Below are 16430 nucleotides of genomic sequence, written 5' to 3' on the forward strand. Positions count from 1 at the left end.
CGCTTTACTATGCCCGTGCTCGAGCAGGCGTGCCAGATCAAACAATCAGGCTTCGGCGTGCTGACCGGTGCGTTTGCGTTGCGGACCAAACAGGCAGGTCAGGATCAGGATCACCCCCGAAACCGTGGCAATCATTCCCGCCGCACTGACCGCATAGGGTGATCCGAACCAGCCCGGGCCGTAACCGGCAAAGACATAACCGAGAACAGCTGAAATGGTGGCAAAGATAACCGACCATCCGACCTGACGGGCAAGCTGGTTTGTCATCAGGCGCGCACTTGCGGGCGGGCAGACAAACATCGCAATCACGATGATCGACCCGACCGCATCAAAGGCGGCCACTGCCGCAACGGCGGTGGCAACCACCAATGCAAAGCCAAGGGCGCGGGGACGAATGCCAATGGCACCGGCAAAGGCCGCATCAAATGTCGAGATTTTCAGTTCTTTCCAGAACAGGAAAATGAACAGGGTAATGCCCACCAGAACAACCGCCAAACGCGGCAATTGCGGGGGCAGGGTGGCAAGGGCTGCGGGATCAAGAAGCGATCCCCAGCCTTCGGCGTCAAACCAGATCAGGCTTTCAAGATTGCCCAGCAACGCATGCTGCACATCGATATGCACCGAACTGGTGTCAGTGATTTCAAGGAACAGAACACCCGCGGCAAAAAGGGTAGTGAAGACCAGCCCCATGGCCGCCCCCGGCTCAACCCGACCCAACCGTTTGACGATTTCGATCATGATCACCGCAACGATGGCGGCCGCACCTGCGCCGATCATCATCGGCACGGCGGTAATCGTTCCGGTCACCAGAAAGGCCGCGACAATACCCGGCAGAACCACATGACTGATGGCATCGCCAATCAGGGCCTGACGGCGCAGCAACAGGAAATTGCCCGGAAGCGCACAGGCAATGGCGGCCAGTGTGCCAATCACGATTGGCGTCAGGCTGAGTTGGACAAATTCCGCGCCAAGGGCCGTGATCAGATCATCGATCATGTCGTTGCTCCTTGCTGGGCTTGTGCGTTTTGCGCGCTCAGGATCATGCGATCGATCTCGGCAATCTGATCGGGCGTCATCATCCGTTCGATCGGGGTGAGACCATCATACCGTTCAATCGCGGAATCATCGGGCAACATCCGGCGCGCCATCGCCCAGCGGGCCTCATCATGGGCGGCCTTTTCTGCGGCAATCCGGCCACGTGCGGTGGCAACCCCATCAGCACGGATCATTCCGGCACGGCGCAGAATGCGAATGGTCAGCCCGTCATAAATCGGTTCACGGCGAGCGAGTGACAGTAAGCCCTGCCGGCGATGTACGCGCCGCTGGAACCGTTGATGCCGCAGGGCTGATGCCAACCCGCCGCGCAACGGCGAGAACAAAGCGGATATCAAAAAGAAACCAAAGGCGACCAGAACAATGATTGGCCCGGTTGGAAGCGATGCTTCAGCGGCCGACAATACCGCACCGATATAACCTGAAAGCCCGCCAATAACCGCGGCAATGCCGATCATCTTGCCAACCTGATTAGTCCAGAAACGTGCCGCAACCGGCGGAATGATCAAAAGGGCTACAATCAGGATAAGCCCGACGATCTTAAGACCAATCACCGTGACAATCAGGGCAAGCCCCATCATGGCAAGGTCGATATTGCGGACATTGACCCCGGTGGTCGCGGCATATTCCGGATCAAACGCCACCAGCGTCATCGGGCGACGCAGCAGGAACACAAATGCTGCCGCCAGTGCCCCCGCAATCGCAATCGTGGTGGCTTCTGAGATCAGCATGCCGGCCGTTGAGCCCAGCAGGAAGTTCTCAAGCCCGGCCTGACGGCCTGATGACATGGTCTGGATCACGGTCAAAAGCACAATGCCAAACCCGAAAAACACCGACAGGACCGCGCCAATCGCGGCATCCTCGGTCAGGCGGGTTTTGCGGGTGATCCATTCGACCATCAAAAGCCCGATGGCCGATGAAATTGCCGATCCAAGGATAAGCCCCGGCAACCAGCGCCCGTCACTGCCAAACGCCACCATGATGATAAAGGCAAGGCCGACACCGGGCAGGGTGGCGTGACTGATGGCGTCGGAAACAAGCGCGCGTTTGCGCAGAAAAATAAACGCCCCGGCACTGCCAGCCGACAGGCCAAGCAGCCCCGCACCAATGGCAACAAGCGCGCTGTTGTAGCCAGCCTGCAGGAAAAGGGCGCTTATGAAATAATCAACAAATCCCATGCGCGTTACGCCAGATGCAATTCATCGATATGGGTGGCGGCAAGCCGCCCGCCATAGGTTTCCTGAAGGTTTTCGGCCGTAAAGGTCGTGTCGACCGGGCCTTCGGCAATGCGCCGCACATTGATCAAAAGTACCCGATCAAAATATTCCGCCACCGTCGACAGATCATGATGCACGCAGACCACCGTGCGGCCTTCGGCCTTAAGCTCCTTGAGTACGGAAACAATGGCGCGTTCGGTCGCGGCATCAACACCGGCAAACGGCTCATCGAGCAGATAGAACTCTGCATTTTGGGCCAAGGCACGGGCCAGGAACACACGTTGCTGCTGTCCACCGGAAAGCTGACCAATCTGGCGGTCGGCAAAGTCGGCCATGCCGACACGTTTCAGGCAGTCCATTGCCTGTGCACGATGGCGCGCCCGCCACAGGCGAAACAGCCCGACCGATCCGTAAAGTCCCATCAGGACAACGTCGATCACGCGGGCCGGAAAATCCCAATCAACACTGGCGCGCTGCGGCACATAGGCAACCCGATCACGCGCATCTTCAAACAGCTTGCCAAAAATCCGCACTTCACCCGACAGGCGGGGCACAACGCCAAGTGTGCCTTTAAGAAACGTCGACTTGCCCGCACCATTCGGGCCGATGATTGCCGTCATCGATCCTGCCGGGATGGACGCATCAACGGAAAATACCGCTGGCTTGTTGCCATAAGACACGGTCAGGCCGCGCACGGTCAGCGGCGCATCCTTTGCCGCGACGTCGAGTATCTTGCCTGACTCTGCAACCAGTTTGGCGCTGCTCATGGGGGTCGTCCTGTTTCGTTTTACGTCGTGTGTTTCGCTTTAAATCGAGCCAACCTTACGAACCGGCGGCAAGCTTGCCCTGAAAACCGCCTTCGGGGGCATCGCCGCCCAGGGCACGGGTGATCAGTGTCGCATTATGATCGATCATGCCGATATAAGTACCTTCATAGGTGCCCGGATCGCCCATCGCATCGGAATAAAGCGTACCACCAATCGTAACCTTCTGGCCACGGGCCTCGGCCCCTTCGATCAGGGCGCGGACATTACGCTCGGGGACGGAACTTTCAACAAACACGGCGGAAATCTTGCGATCAACGATGGTGTCGACTAGTTCCTCGACCCGACGCAGGCCGGCTTCGGATTCTGTTGAGATGCCCTGAATGCCCAGTACGTCAAAATCATAGCCGCGTCCGAAATAGCTAAAGGCGTCATGGGCGGTCAACAGCACGCGGCTTTGCTTGGGCACCGTGGCGGTGACCTTTGACATATAGTCGATCAGCTTTTCGATCTCGGCAACATGGGCATCGGCATTGGTGCTATAGGTCGACTCACCATCCGGGTCGGTCGCAATCAGCGCATCGCGCACGGCATAAACCACCGTCTCCCAAAGTTTCGGATCCATCCAGACATGCGGGTCAAACCGGCCCTCATAGTCGGCATGACTCAAAAGCTTGTCACGGGCGACGGCCCCGCCAACCGCAACCACATTGCGGCGTTTGCCAAGATCGCCAAAGAACTCTTCCAGCTGCGCTTCCAGATAAAGCCCATGCCACAGCACAAGATCGGCGCGCGCCATGGCGGCAATGTCGCTTCTGGTCTGACGATAGGAGTGCGGATCCACACCCGGGCCCATGAGCGCCTTGACCTCTGCGCGATCACCAGCGACCTGGCGGGCGGCGTCGGCAATCATCGATGTCGTCGCAACCACATTGAGCGGTTTAGCATGTGACATGCTCGTGCCGGCAATCAATGCGAGGACAAGCAGGGCAAAGCAGAAGGTAAGATGGCGAAGGGTGGGGAAAAGCAGCATCAGGGCATCCGGCGGCAAATTGGAATTACTCTGGTGAATATCCCCTATTTATGTGCGGACTTTTAAAGTTAGTCAAGGCTAAATTGCTATTTGCGTACTTACTTGTTATGAAGGTTTCAGGAGTCTGGAGTGGAGAGATCAATGGGCGAAGACACGCCGCTGAACCCGCGTCACAACAAGGCCGAAGTGTTCGCACGCTTGCGCGACGCACATGCCCGCGAAGTGACCGAAGATTACGTCGAAATGATCGGTGACCTGATCGCTGAGGAAGGCGAAGCGCGCTCGGTCGCCCTGGCCGAACGCTTTGGCGTAACGGCGGCCACGGTCAATAACACCATCAAACGCCTGGAACGCGACGGCTACGTCACCTCCCGCCCCTACCGTTCAATCTTCCTGACAGAAAAAGGCGAAACCCTCGCCAAAAAATGTCGCGAACGCCACCAGATCGTCTATAACTTCCTCGTCTCCATCGGAGTTGACCCCGAGATCGCCGAGTTTGATGCCGAGGGTATCGAGCATCATGTAAGTAAGGAGACTTTAGAAAAATTCGCCAACTTTTCTAGTGAGAATGTTGTCGATTGAGCGTTTTAACGAATCAAAAAAAAAGTAATTTGAAATTGCGTGTGTTTTTAGGTGCCATGATCGGATTTTGAGCTCTCTACTTTAATCAAGAAGCGAGGTTTCTAAATGCTTTTTGCGTGCAAGGTTAATTTTATTTTTGAGGTAAAGGTTTTGTCAGATGAAGGTGTTGCATTTGAGCCATAGTGACGGTGGCAGTGGTGCTGGAAGAGCGGCTTATCGCATCCATACATCGTTCCAGAATGCCAACGTGGACTCAAAAATGTTGGTCAGCCGGAAGCGAACATCAGATTCTTCGGTCGAAACTATCGCTCGCAATGCTTTTGGGCATCAGCGTAATAGGCTCTATGAATATATTGAAGCAAAGGTGTCACGGAACCTTGCTGTGAATGCATCAGAATTCCTCTCTTTCCCCCGATTTTCATTGTTGGATCCACCGAAAAATCTATTGGTGCAAGAAGCGGAAGTGATTCTGGCTTATTGGGTGAATGGCGCTTGCTTAACTCCAGAAAAGTTGGCCACGTTGGCTAAGCCATTGATATGGCGTTTATCAGATTGCTGGCCTTTTACAGGCGGCTGCCACTACCCAGGGAGTTGTGACCGATTTGAAGTTGCTTGTGGTAACTGCCCGAAACTTCGGTCTCCTTCACCTTCCGATGTATCGCATAAGCTATGGCTTGAAAAAAAAGTGCATTGGCGCTCACTTAATCTAACAATAGTAGCTCCAAGTAACTGGATGGCGGCTTTGGCGAAGCGTAGCTCATTGTTTGATGGCCTGCGTATTGAGGTTATACCAACAGGTGTTGATCTAACCACTTATCGCCCTGTTGACCGCTCTCTAGCGAGGAAAAGATGGGGGGTGCCGGAAGATAAGCTAGTCATTGCTTTTGGTGCAATGAGCCCAGCTGATGATCATCGTAAAGGATATGACAAATTAAAGAATGCGTTGCAGTTGATTTCTGAGAGCCCTCTTGCCCCCGAGGTTTGTGCGGTAACATTCGGCAGCAATAGCTTTCAGACATCAGATTTGCCTATAAGTTCAATTTCTCTTGGCCGTCTGGAGAGTGATGAAGAGCTAGTATCTGCATATAATCTTGCTGACGTAATGGTCGTTCCGTCTGTTGAGGACAATCTCCCTAACATTGCTCTAGAGGCGATAGCATGTGGAACGCCGGTTGCGGCATTTGATCTTTGCGGCATGCCCGATATTGTTCGGGATGGGAAGAATGGTCGTCTTGTCGAGGTTGCAGAGAGAGATAGCTTAGGGCGCGCAATTCTCGATATGCTTTCTGATTTAGGGAAGTTGTCTGACATGCGTGTCAATGCTAGAGAGCATGCTGAAGAAACCTTCTCGCTCCGTGATCAGGCAAATGCTTTTATAGGTTTATGCCATGAGATTAGATTAGGCCATTAATTGAATGACTGCAGAAAATCATACCGAAAAAACGCCCAAGCCTTTTGTATCTGTTATAACTGTTGTCAGAAATGGTGCCTCTGTTATTGGCCGCTGCATCGACAGTGTTTTGGCTCAGAGTATAGATGGGCTTGAGTATATTATTGTCGATGGTGCCTCGACGGATGGTACGACTGATATTATTCGCGGATATGGGAATGCAATTTCCACCTTTGTTAGTGAACCGGACAATGGATTATATGACGCGATGAATAAGGGCTTGTCTTTAGCCCAAGGAGAAGTAATCCATTTCCTTAATGCAGATGACGTATATTTCTCTACTGATACGTTGGCAAAATTAATACCGGAATTGGACCGAAACGCCGTTTGCCATGCACAAATGTTATATGTTGACATGCTCGGTAAGCGGCGACTGCTTGGGGAGCCGTATTCGCGTAAGCGTGAGCTCCGAGCTTCGCACATGCCGCAACCCGTTATGTTTGTACCTAGGCGCATGTATTGTGAAGTCGGGCTATTCGATACTCAGTACCGGATAGCTGCCGATTACGACATGGTTTTGAAGTTAACGCAACGCTTCCCGACGCGCTATATTGAAGTTCCAGTAACCGTGATGTACGCAGGCGGAATAAGTTACCAGAGACCAGATTGGGCATTTGCAGAGTCTAAGCGAATAGCACGTCGGTATGGGCGGAGTTGGATAGGTGGTTGGTTTGATTTTTTGCTGAAGCATATAAAATGGCAACTGGTGCGTAGGTTGCGTCAATTAAAGTGAAAATTTAGCCGCCTTTTTGATCTATTTTGAGAGAGATAATCTAAGTGGTCGTTGCTCTAGAGAACGATATTAATGTTTTGCACTTAATGCGAACGTATGGGGTAAATGGAGGAGAGCAGCAACTTTCTCAATTATTTGCCGCTAATAGTAATGAAAAATTGAACGAAAATTTCGCTTTTTTGTTCAAGGACGATGAGTGTGCTGAGCTTTTTCGAAAGCGCTCTAAGCGCTTGCAGCAGATTACTTTTTCTCAAAGATCACAACGAGCGGGCTTGGCATGGAGTGAGTTTTTCTTGCTTCTGCCTTACCTGATATTCTTTCAATGGCGGCTGTGGAGGGTACTAAAAAATCGAAATATTGATATTTGCGTTGTCCATGGCTTCCAAGCCGCGCTTGTTGCATGGCCTATTGCAATGATGTATCGGGATATAGGTTGGGCATATGTTCACAGAACGACAAAAAAAGTGAGCCGCCTGAAAAAGATTTTTCGGCTTTTGTATGCGCCATTTAACGTTGTTGCTGGAAACTCCCAATCAGTAGTGTCCTCACTACATCCTTATACTGATGTTTCCAAGTTGTTGGCCCTGGAGAATGGTATAAATCTCCATGAGTTTGACGCTGCCGCCCAAAATATTACAGAAAATCTACCTTTGAAACGTGGAGATATATTAATTTCTGTAGGTAGATTGATACCTTCTAAAGGTCATCTAATGCTTTTAGAGGCGCTAAGTAATATTATAGATAATTATCCGAATACTAAGTTGTGGATTGTCGGGGAAGGGCCTGAAAGAGAGGTTTTGGAATATGAAATTAGGAAAAAAGAATTAGTTGACCATGTTGTTTTGCTCGGACGAAGGCGCGATGTTCCGGCCGTTCTAGCAAAAGCTTCGATATATGTCTCTGCATCAGAATGGGAAGGCATGAGTAACGCAGTGCTCGAAGGTATGGCCTCTGGCCTTCCTGCAGTTGTTGGAGATGCACCAGGCGTATCCGAATGTCACATTGACGGTGTAACCGGTTTAATTGTTGATCGAAACCCTGAAGCATTGGCTCAAGGTGTATGCGAGCTGTTGGGCAATCAATCCTTGGCTGCAAGCTTGGGGAAGCATTCAAGGGCACACGTTGGCGAAAAGTACTCAATTTGGGCAAGTAGAAGGCGGTACGATACTCTCTATGACGTGCTATTGGGAGTGAAACGTTAAATGTGCGGTATTCTAGGATGGGTTGGGCGCCGCACTGGTTTGCCGAATCAAGAAGATTTTGGAGCTGCACTTGATCTAATTCGACATCGTGGCCCTGATGGCGGAAGGCTGTGGGTTGACGATGGAGTTTGCCTAGGGCATCGGCGTCTGGCTATCGTAGACTTGGAAGAGCGCGCTTCGCAACCTATGCAAACGCGCTCTCATGTGCTTGTTTTCAACGGAGAGATTTATAACCATAGGTGCATACGCTCTGAGCTAGCCGCGCTTGGTCACGAGTTTTCTACGAATTCTGATTCCGAGGTTTTGCTCTGTGCCTGGCTACAATGGGGAAGAGATTGCTTAAATCGCCTTGAAGGCATGTTTGCTTTTGCTGTTTGGGATAGGCAATCCCGGACACTAAGCTTGGCAAGAGATCGTTTCGGCGAAAAACCGTTGTTCTTTCATTGCGATGCACTGGGAGTAACGTTTGCGTCGGAGTTGCCGCCTTTGATTAGAATTGCCGGGAAAAACATCCTGGAAGAGAACGACACGGCACTTGCCCAGTATTTTCAATTCTCTTATATCCCTGCACCTAAGAGTATTTTCAGAGGAGTGGAGCAACTTGCGCCGGGGGCTTGGTTGCAGTGGACAGAGGACGAAGGGATTTCTAAGGGAACCTACTACAACCTTCGCTCAGAGGTCGATTCAATCGAAACCAACAGAGGCTTTGGTTATAATGACGCAGTTGGAGAGTTGCGAACTGTCCTGACTACGGCAACACGATTGCGTTTAGAGAGTGCGGATGTGCCTGTCGCGACCCTCTTAAGCGGAGGGATAGACAGCTCAATTATAACTACGATTGCATCTGAAGTCAGTACAAGCAAGATAAAGGCGTATTCGCTAGGGTTTCCCAACGATCCTGAATTCGATGAGACAGTCTACGCCAAGGAAGTGGCCGGTTCCCTTCCAAATGTAGAGCATTGTGTGGTTGAGGTAACTGAAGACACAGTTCGTGATGGATGTGACCAAGTTTTAGATGCTTTAGGGGAGCCATTTGCTGATGCATCTATAATCCCGACGTCATTGATTTGCGCGCAAATAGACGAAAAAGTGGCTTTGGGCGGCGACGCGGCCGATGAACTATTTGGGGGATACGGTGTATATCCTGCGATCATGATGGGTGCTACGATGCCCTCTTGGCTTAGGTCGGTTATGATGAACGTTCCAGTTTCATCGAACCCTGCCCTCATTAAAAACCCGAAACTCAGAGCCGCAGCCCTTTTCCTTAAAAACCTGAAGCGAACTCCGTGGGAGAGTTACCTGAGTTGGCGGACATATGCTGATCATAGCCATCTACGGTCCATGAATTTAGCCTCAGCACAGTTCAATGAGACAATAGATGCCAAGCAATTTGGATTGGGTGACCTTAAAGATATTCAAATGATGGACATAATGTTCAATCTGCCCAATGACATGCTTAAGAAGGTTGACTATGCAGCAATGATGCATGGGCTAGAAGTTCGCCTGCCGTTTCTTGATAGTGATATCGTAAAATTTGCACTTCAATTGCCGGAAGAATATAAAATATTTGGTAGCGTTCGGAAAAGAATTCTGAAAGACGCTTTCTCTAATGTTTTGCCTCGAAGCATTATAGATAGGCCAAAAAAGGGATTTTTACTCCCAATCAGAAGCTGGTTTCGAACTGGAAATATTAGGCAAGATCTAAAAAATCTTGTTAGGTCGCAAAATCAATTCGATCCTAAGGAATGCGATCGGTTATTACATGAGCATGCTATAGGAAAATATGACCACTCAGTATTTTTGTGGTCCATATATGTGTATCTCAAATGGAAATCAAACTTAGGTGGATGGGTTAAGCACAAGGCACCAAATCATTTTAGTGTTACTACCAGTGAGCATGGTTTTAAAGAAATTTTTTATCAATGATAGATATGACTGAATTGCAAAATGTTTGACTTGAGCGTTCCTCGGAACAACTTATCTATTTCTGGTGCTAGAATTTATGGTTTTAAAGAGATGTTTTTTACATCTTTTTGGATATTATTTAGTTATGCTGTGTATATATCATCGATAAAAATAGGTGAAGGTTACGAAATTTTTGGTGTAAATTTAATATGGATTATGCTTATTCCTTTGTTCGTGTTTGGGGTATGGGATTTCAAATCTGGATTAATACTTTCAATTGTTTCCACGCCATTGTTGAACGCTCCTCCTATTCCGCATTTCTTTACTCAGGGTATAGGTGATTTTTTCGCAGTAAGTGCCGTAATTGGCTTTTTCGTTCGCGGTAGGTTTTTAGCTGTTTGCTGGAGAAGTATAGATAGTAACCTGATTTTTATCCCTTTTGTCGCTTCAGTGTCCTTTTTTGCTTATCTTCTCCGGGCCAATTTCATTGTGTGGGATGAGATAAAGTACGGTATTGCCGAAATTGCCGGTCTTTCTCTCGCGGTTAGTTATTGCTTCGTTTTGGCAAATTCATTGATAAATAAAGAGGATTTGATATCTCTATTTCGTGCGGTCATGGTGGCATTATTTGTCGCTATTTTATATGCGGTCCTTTCATTGAACGATGTAGCTTCTTGTTTTGGAGGTTTAAAGGGGGGGCCTATTAATTCGAGTGGACAGGTTTCAAGTAGTTTTGGTAATCCAAATTATTTTTCCTCTTATATGTTGGCTGCGATCCCGTTTTTATTTTATTTGGTGCACCGTAATGCTTCAAATATAACCTTAAGGCGTGCATTAGTTTTTTTGTTGTTTGTGATATTTTCGTTTTTACTATTCGCGGTATCAAGATCGGTTTTTGTGATCTATACCATTCTTTGTATAATGCTCGTCCTGAGTCTCAGGGATAAAAGAATGGGGCTTTATGCAGTTTTTATTCTAGCTAGTGGTATTCTATTTTTAACAACGGCCTGGTATTTCAGGTTCTTTTCTTGCGCTGATGTTGGTGACATATCATTCACTTATTACCTTTTGACGTCAAATTCTATTGCCCAGATTTTCTTTGATCCCGACGTGTTCCTCAATAGTTTGCTCTCAAAAACCAGAGGAGGGCTCGCTATGACAGAGTATGGGGGCGTGCCTGGATTAGAGAGAATTTATCTTCTAATAAATGCACTTAGTACGTGGGTGGAGTTCCCTGTATTTGGAACGGGACCAGGGATGCTGAAAGAGTACAGCGAAAATGGCTTTGGCGTGGGTAACAGTGCTCATAACTTATTCATAACGATACTGGCAGAACAAGGAGCATTGGGGTTTTTGGTGTGGGTGAGCCTCTGGATTGTTGTGCTTAAATCTATACTCTCAATTTCTGGGGGGGGGGAGATCTCTCAGACGGAGGCGAACCAATATAAAGTTTTTCTGTTGTTCGCATTTGTTTCTTTGTTTTTGAGTAGCTTGTTAGCTGATCAGTATCGGGTTATTTGGTTGTGGCAGTTCATCGGCTTGATATCTTCGCGGTATATTAGTTCATTGTCGGGCGAGATAAAGCTTCCGAGAAAAATTGAACAAGTGTAGTGATTTATACTGGTAATATGTGCTGTCTTTGCTCTAATGATTTTTAGTTAGATTTGTCGGTCTAGGGGACAGGGGGAAGGTTTTGTCTGAGTTGAAATGCAAACATCCTAGTGTATGGCGTAGAACTATTGTTAATTTATCTATCTTTGGTGAAGGATTCGCCAAGGCGTTGTATAGATTTTCCATGCTGATTCAAAAAATTGCGAACACTCTGAGTTTTGAACATTTCTGGAAACAGGAAGTAGCACCTAACCAAAATGTTCTCATCGTCCCTAGTTTTTCGAAGAGTGGGTCGAAGCACAAGATATGGGATATCGCGATTGAGAGGGTTAGATGTCTTGGGGAAGGAGGCAAGGTTCTTGAGTTCGGCACAAACAATGGCGGGTCACTGTACTATTTCTGGAAAAACCTTCCTGGCTCAACTGAATTCCATGGTTTTGACTGTTTCGAAGGGATTCCGGAAGCTTGGGATAAGCTGCCAAAGGGAGCAATCAAGGGCTTTGGTTACCCCGCAGAGTTATGGAATGACTTTCCTGATCAGAAAGTAAATGTTGAAGAGTTTGTGACAAGAACTGGTGAAATTCCGCCCGTGCCTCAAGAAAACATAAAAATCCACAAGGGATTGTTTTGCCACACAATCCCAAGCTTTTGCGTCGCGGAAAAGTTGAAAGATGTGCAGCTGCTGCATTTTGATGCAGATATATACATGAGTACCAGACCTGTTCTGGACGCCATTTGCGGACAAATGAGGCACCACTATTACATTTTGTTCGATGAATTATATTCGGTAAACCATGAATTCAAAGCATGGATGGAGTTTATCGATTTATTTCACATTACCAGATGGCGGGTCGTGGCAATATCGGAAGACGGCGTCCAGGCATTGTTTGAGATTAACTATTAGTTTTCGTTTAAATAGAAGAAAAATAATTGTCTCATGAAAGTTTTGATTTGGCATTGGGGGCGCCGAGGTGGGGGGCCTAAATATACTTTAGAGCTGTCAAAGGAATTGGCAAAAATTGATCAGCTCGAATTACATCTATCGTTGTCTCGCCAGTCAGAACTGTATTCCAAGTTTTCAGATGTTTCGGCTTTTGGGCGTTTTGATATAAGCACATACAATAGTGTTTTCGGGTTTGTCGCTGGTCTTATAAGGCTTCCTTGGATCAAGTATAAGTTCTTTAAATACCTAAAGGACAATGACATAGACATTGTTGTATGCACGATGGATCATTTGTGGAATTGGAGCATTGTTGGTGCCTTTGCAAAGTTTCACGTGAAGTATGTGTTAGTAGTTCACGATGCAAATCGACATCCTGGAGAAGATCAGCTTTGGCGACGTCTTCTATTGGACTACGATATTCGAAAGTCAGACGGTGCTATTGTTTTAACCAGTTCGGTCGGAAACAGCTTACAAGAACAATTTTCTTACCCCAAAAATAGAATTTTTCGATCAGTTCACGGGCATTTTGGCGAATATATAAGAGATACTCCACGTATTCTACCGGTTGAGCGTCGGCCACGCATTCTGTTCTTTGGCCGTGTTCTGCCTTACAAAGGTTTGGACCTTCTGCTAAAGGCATTTAGAGGATTGAAAGAGGCGGTCCCGAAGGTCGAATTAGAGATTTGGGGGGGGGGCGATCTTGGCCCTTATCTTGAAGACATAGCTAAATTGAAAGACATTAAGCTAGTAAATCGCTGGATTGATGAGGCAGAGATCTTAGGGATCTTCGAGCGATGCGATATTCTGGTTCTACCATATCGCGAGGCCAGTCAATCTGGCGTTGTTGGCTTGGCGATGGCCTATGGAATGCCTGTTGTTGTTACCCCGATTGCTGGCTTGCGTGAGCAAGTAAAGCACGAAATTAATGGCGTGATTACTTCTTCCGTTGATGCAGAAAGTTTAACCAAAGGGTTAGAACGATTATTGTTGTCGGCTGATTTCTACACTCAGATATCGCAAGGAGGCCTCAATACTGCATGTAATGATCTATCATGGAAGAATATCGCATTGGGTGTGTTTGAAGACTTGAAATCTGTAGCTGTTCAAGGAAGGCGCAACTAAGCATGTGTGGTATTGCTGGGGTAGTCGTTCCCAACGGAGATCAAGTATCTAAAGAGAGCTTAGATAAAATGACGTCGGCCTTGCGACATCGAGGACCTGATGGATATGGGACTTGGGTTTCCGATGATGCTCGGGTCGGATTAGGGCATACCCGGCTGTCGATCATTGACTTGTCTCCAGCTGGCGCGCAACCAATGGTTTCAGCTAGTGGCCGATATATTGTTACCTTCAATGGTGAAATCTATAACTTCAAAGTGTTGCGGTTCAGCTTAGAACAGTTGGGTATGTCTTTTCGCAGCCACTCAGACACTGAGGTGTTGCTAAGTGCATTTGAGGCATGGGGGGTAAAAGACACCCTAACTCGTCTAAACGGTATGTTTGCTTTCGCTGTTTGGGACTCTGAAGATAAAAAATTATTTCTTGCCCGAGACCGGATGGGAATTAAGCCGCTCTATTATACAGAGTGCAACGGCAAAATTATGTTTTCGTCTGAGCTCAAACCGATCGCTGTTTATGAGAGTAAAGTTCCTGAAATATCATGTGTAGCTTTAACTGAGTACTTGAGGTTGGGGTATGTCCCCGCACCGCTTAGCATTTTTGATGGTGTATTTAAGCTTCAGCCGGGACATGTTGCAGAGTTTCATGAAGGCACGATGCGAGCACCTGAGCCGTATTGGCAGTTGGAGAAAGCAGTTCAGTTTGGGCGCAGCAATCAAATATGTGATGCAAAAGAAGCTGCTGACACCCTGGAGCGGGCAGTTCTCGCAAGTGTTGAGAGACAGATGGTTTCAGATGTGCCTCTGGGCGCGTTTTTGTCCGGTGGAGTTGATTCCACATTGGTGACTGCTCTAATGCAAACCTCTAGTCCGACAAAGGTAAAGACGTTCTCAATTGGCTTTTATGAGCAAGATTATAACGAAGCACAGCATGCAGCTGCTGTAGCACATTGTTTGAACACTGATCATACTGAGCTCTACATCACTGATGGAGACGCTCTGTCGGTAATCCCTGAACTGCCTGATATTTATGATGAACCGTTTGCAGACGTTTCACAGATTCCGACTTATTTGCTATCGCGTCTTGCCAGAGAGGACGTCACGGTGGCTCTTTCAGGGGATGGAGGAGACGAGTTATTTGCTGGATATGATAGGTATGCGACTGTTTCCGAGTTTTGGAAAAGACTGAAACAAGTCCCGTTCCCTGCTCGGAAGCTCATATCGGTTTTAGGACGATCTGTTCCACCTGCAGCATGGGATACTATCTCTAGAGTGCTACCACCGTCTGCAAGGTATAGTCTTCCTGGTCAAAAGATTCACCAGATTGGACGAGTATTGGGATCGTCTGACCTGTCGGACATTCAAAGAGCATTGATTTCCCAGTGGCCAAGTCCTGAAAGTATAATGGCATCAGAATGTAAAAAGCATGCAACTAACTGCAACTACACTTCGAGTTCTAACCATTTAGACCTGTCGGATATTGAAAGACAGATGGTGTGGGATTCGAAAGGATATCTTGCAGATGACATTCTTACCAAGGTCGACCGAGCAACCATGCGCGCAGGGCTTGAGGCCCGGGTCCCTCTCCTTGATGAAGAAGTAGTCCAACTGTCTTGGTCCCTACCAATTGATATGAAATTGAGGGGCAACGAGAGCAAATGGTTGCTTAAAGAGGTTCTGTATCGCTATGTACCAAAAGAGTTGATGAAGCGACCGAAAATGGGATTTGGTATTCCTTTAGATTCATGGTTGCGCGGACCTTTGCGAGAATGGGCAACATCAAATCTCTCGAGTAATCTATTACACGAGCAAGGGTTTTTTGATCCTGATCAGGTTAATTTTGTATGGCGACAACACTTGAATTGTAAGGTTAATTTTGCAGGTCCTATCTGGACGTTGCTAATGTTTCAGCTATGGCTGGAAAAGGTGAAGAGATGGGTTTGATGAAATTTGTGCCGTGGTGGATGAAAGTTCTCGCAAAGCTATTTTTATCCAAATTACCTTTCTCTTACCGGTTTTGGCAAAAGCTAGGCCTCTTTCGGCACGGTCAAATGGACGACCCAGAACGAGCAGTTAGTACATTTGAAAGATACTTCGCAAAGGCAGTAGAATGCCGAAAATTACGCGATGGGTTCAGCTGTCTTGAGTTGGGTCCAGGTGATTCAATTTTATCTGGTGCAGTCGCGAGCGCGTTTGGTGCAAAGTCTGTGTGGCTAGTCGACGCAGGACATTTCGCCAATACGTCTATTAATGATTTTCGTGAAGTGGCTCAAAAACTCAAAAGAAATGGTAAGGAACTGCCAATCTCGTCACATACAATCGACGTGGCGGAAACTCTTCGAGCATTAAATATTAAATACTTAACAGAGGGCACAGAGTCATTGAAAGAAATCCCAGAAGGAGTTGTTGACTTCTTCTGGTCGCAAGTGGTTTTGGAGCATGTGTCCAGAGCTGAGTTTCCGGAGTTTACTAGGCAATTGCGCCGGGTAGTAAGTCCTGATGGCATTGGTGTTCACAGCATCGACTTTCGTGACCATCTTTCTGGCGGTTTAAATAACTTACGTTTCACGGACAAAGTTTGGGAAAGCTCGTTTTTTAGTGATGCAGGATTTTACACAAATCGACTGCGCCCGAGCGAGATGATTGAGCTGTTTCGGCAAGCGGGCTTCTCGGTCAAAGTTCTTTCTGAGACAAAATGGGAACGTATGCCGATCAAACGTGCGAACCTTGCATCCGAGTTTAAAGCAATGCCAGATGAAGATTTCATGGTTGCTGAGATAGAGATTCTTTTGCGTCCCACCGAAATTGTTGAGCGCTAA

The 16430-nt window shown here is 47.8% G+C and carries 14 protein-coding genes; 10 read left to right on the plus strand and 4 right to left on the minus strand.

The annotated features are described in order from the left end of the window. Positions 1 to 45: 45 nt before the first annotated feature. Genes CMO10_RS15000 through CMO10_RS15015 form a run of 4 tightly spaced genes read right to left on the minus strand, consistent with a single transcriptional unit; the run spans position 46 to position 4067 of the window. Entirely contained in the window at positions 46 to 996 is a 951-nt protein-coding gene (locus CMO10_RS15000) for a metal ABC transporter permease (RefSeq protein WP_297023794.1), read from the minus strand. Continuing rightward, on the minus strand, positions 993 to 2231 hold the full coding sequence (locus tag CMO10_RS15005) for a metal ABC transporter permease (RefSeq protein ID WP_297023796.1): 1239 nt from the start codon (positions 2229 to 2231) through the stop codon (positions 993 to 995). The genes CMO10_RS15000 and CMO10_RS15005 overlap by 4 nt, the downstream gene beginning before the upstream one ends. A 5-nt stretch (positions 2232 to 2236) precedes the next feature. Further along, the gene (locus CMO10_RS15010) at positions 2237 to 3037 is read right to left on the minus strand and encodes a metal ABC transporter ATP-binding protein (protein WP_297023799.1); all 801 of its coding nucleotides are present in this window, start codon (positions 3035 to 3037) and stop codon (positions 2237 to 2239) included. Positions 3038 to 3092: 55 nt separating this feature from the next. Then, positions 3093 to 4067, minus strand: coding sequence for a metal ABC transporter solute-binding protein, Zn/Mn family (locus tag CMO10_RS15015; RefSeq protein ID WP_297023802.1), 975 nt, complete (start codon positions 4065 to 4067; stop codon positions 3093 to 3095). A gap of 141 nt (positions 4068 to 4208) precedes the next feature. Between CMO10_RS15015 and mntR the strand changes: the two genes are divergently transcribed. From mntR to CMO10_RS15065, 10 genes are all read left to right on the plus strand, one after another. Continuing rightward, positions 4209 to 4649: a manganese-binding transcriptional regulator MntR gene (mntR, locus tag CMO10_RS15020; RefSeq protein WP_297023804.1), complete on the plus strand. Its 441-nt coding sequence runs from the start codon at positions 4209 to 4211 to the stop codon at positions 4647 to 4649. A 157-nt stretch (positions 4650 to 4806) separates the two neighbouring features. Next, positions 4807 to 6060, plus strand: coding sequence for a glycosyltransferase (locus CMO10_RS15025; RefSeq protein WP_297023809.1), 1254 nt, complete (start codon positions 4807 to 4809; stop codon positions 6058 to 6060). Positions 6061 to 6064: 4 nt separating this feature from the next. Next, positions 6065 to 6832: a glycosyltransferase family 2 protein gene (locus CMO10_RS15030; protein ID WP_297023814.1), complete on the plus strand. Its 768-nt coding sequence runs from the start codon at positions 6065 to 6067 to the stop codon at positions 6830 to 6832. A 44-nt stretch (positions 6833 to 6876) separates the two neighbouring features. Further along, positions 6877 to 8034 carry a glycosyltransferase family 4 protein gene (locus tag CMO10_RS15035; protein ID WP_297023816.1) on the plus strand — a complete coding sequence of 386 codons (1158 nt, stop codon included), beginning with the start codon at positions 6877 to 6879 and terminating at the stop codon, positions 8032 to 8034. Continuing rightward, a complete protein-coding gene (gene asnB / locus CMO10_RS15040; protein WP_297023818.1) occupies positions 8035 to 9960 on the plus strand; it encodes an asparagine synthase (glutamine-hydrolyzing) in 1926 nt (641 codons plus the stop codon). A gap of 21 nt (positions 9961 to 9981) precedes the next feature. Further along, positions 9982 to 11550, plus strand: a complete 1569-nt coding sequence (locus tag CMO10_RS15045) for an O-antigen ligase family protein (RefSeq protein WP_297023820.1) — start codon at positions 9982 to 9984, stop codon at positions 11548 to 11550. An 82-nt stretch (positions 11551 to 11632) separates the two neighbouring features. After that, entirely contained in the window at positions 11633 to 12454 is an 822-nt protein-coding gene (locus CMO10_RS15050; protein WP_297023823.1) for a TylF/MycF/NovP-related O-methyltransferase, read from the plus strand. Positions 12455 to 12487: 33 nt separating this feature from the next. Continuing rightward, positions 12488 to 13615, plus strand: coding sequence for a glycosyltransferase family 4 protein (locus CMO10_RS15055; RefSeq protein WP_297023826.1), 1128 nt, complete (start codon positions 12488 to 12490; stop codon positions 13613 to 13615). 2 nt (positions 13616 to 13617) lie between these two features. Then, positions 13618 to 15555, plus strand: coding sequence for an asparagine synthase (glutamine-hydrolyzing) (asnB, locus tag CMO10_RS15060; RefSeq protein WP_297023829.1), 1938 nt, complete (start codon positions 13618 to 13620; stop codon positions 15553 to 15555). After that, positions 15525 to 16430 carry a class I SAM-dependent methyltransferase gene (locus CMO10_RS15065; protein ID WP_297023832.1) on the plus strand — a complete coding sequence of 302 codons (906 nt, stop codon included), beginning with the start codon at positions 15525 to 15527 and terminating at the stop codon, positions 16428 to 16430. Before asnB (CMO10_RS15060) ends, CMO10_RS15065 begins: the two co-directional genes overlap by 31 nt.

Source organism: Thalassospira sp., assembly GCF_002709775.1.
Taxonomy (GTDB): domain Bacteria; phylum Pseudomonadota; class Alphaproteobacteria; order Rhodospirillales; family Thalassospiraceae; genus Thalassospira.

What these genes read in the sequence shown, in the direction of transcription:
- mntR (WP_297023804.1), top strand. Translation starts at nt 4,209, where the DNA reads ATGGGCGAAGACACGCCGCTGAACCCGCGTCACAACAAGGCCGAAGTG.
- CMO10_RS15065 (WP_297023832.1), top strand. Translation starts at nt 15,525, where the DNA reads ATGGCTGGAAAAGGTGAAGAGATGGGTTTGATGAAATTTGTGCCGTGG.
- CMO10_RS15010 (WP_297023799.1), bottom strand. Translation starts at nt 3,037, where the DNA reads ATGAGCAGCGCCAAACTGGTTGCAGAGTCAGGCAAGATACTCGACGTC.
- CMO10_RS15000 (WP_297023794.1), bottom strand. Translation starts at nt 996, where the DNA reads ATGATCGATGATCTGATCACGGCCCTTGGCGCGGAATTTGTCCAACTC.
- CMO10_RS15025 (WP_297023809.1), top strand. Translation starts at nt 4,807, where the DNA reads ATGAAGGTGTTGCATTTGAGCCATAGTGACGGTGGCAGTGGTGCTGGA.
- CMO10_RS15055 (WP_297023826.1), top strand. Translation starts at nt 12,488, where the DNA reads ATGAAAGTTTTGATTTGGCATTGGGGGCGCCGAGGTGGGGGGCCTAAA.
- asnB (WP_297023829.1), top strand. Translation starts at nt 13,618, where the DNA reads ATGTGTGGTATTGCTGGGGTAGTCGTTCCCAACGGAGATCAAGTATCT.
- CMO10_RS15030 (WP_297023814.1), top strand. Translation starts at nt 6,065, where the DNA reads ATGACTGCAGAAAATCATACCGAAAAAACGCCCAAGCCTTTTGTATCT.
- CMO10_RS15005 (WP_297023796.1), bottom strand. Translation starts at nt 2,231, where the DNA reads ATGGGATTTGTTGATTATTTCATAAGCGCCCTTTTCCTGCAGGCTGGC.
- asnB (WP_297023818.1), top strand. Translation starts at nt 8,035, where the DNA reads ATGTGCGGTATTCTAGGATGGGTTGGGCGCCGCACTGGTTTGCCGAAT.
- CMO10_RS15045 (WP_297023820.1), top strand. Translation starts at nt 9,982, where the DNA reads ATGTTTGACTTGAGCGTTCCTCGGAACAACTTATCTATTTCTGGTGCT.
- CMO10_RS15015 (WP_297023802.1), bottom strand. Translation starts at nt 4,067, where the DNA reads ATGCTGCTTTTCCCCACCCTTCGCCATCTTACCTTCTGCTTTGCCCTG.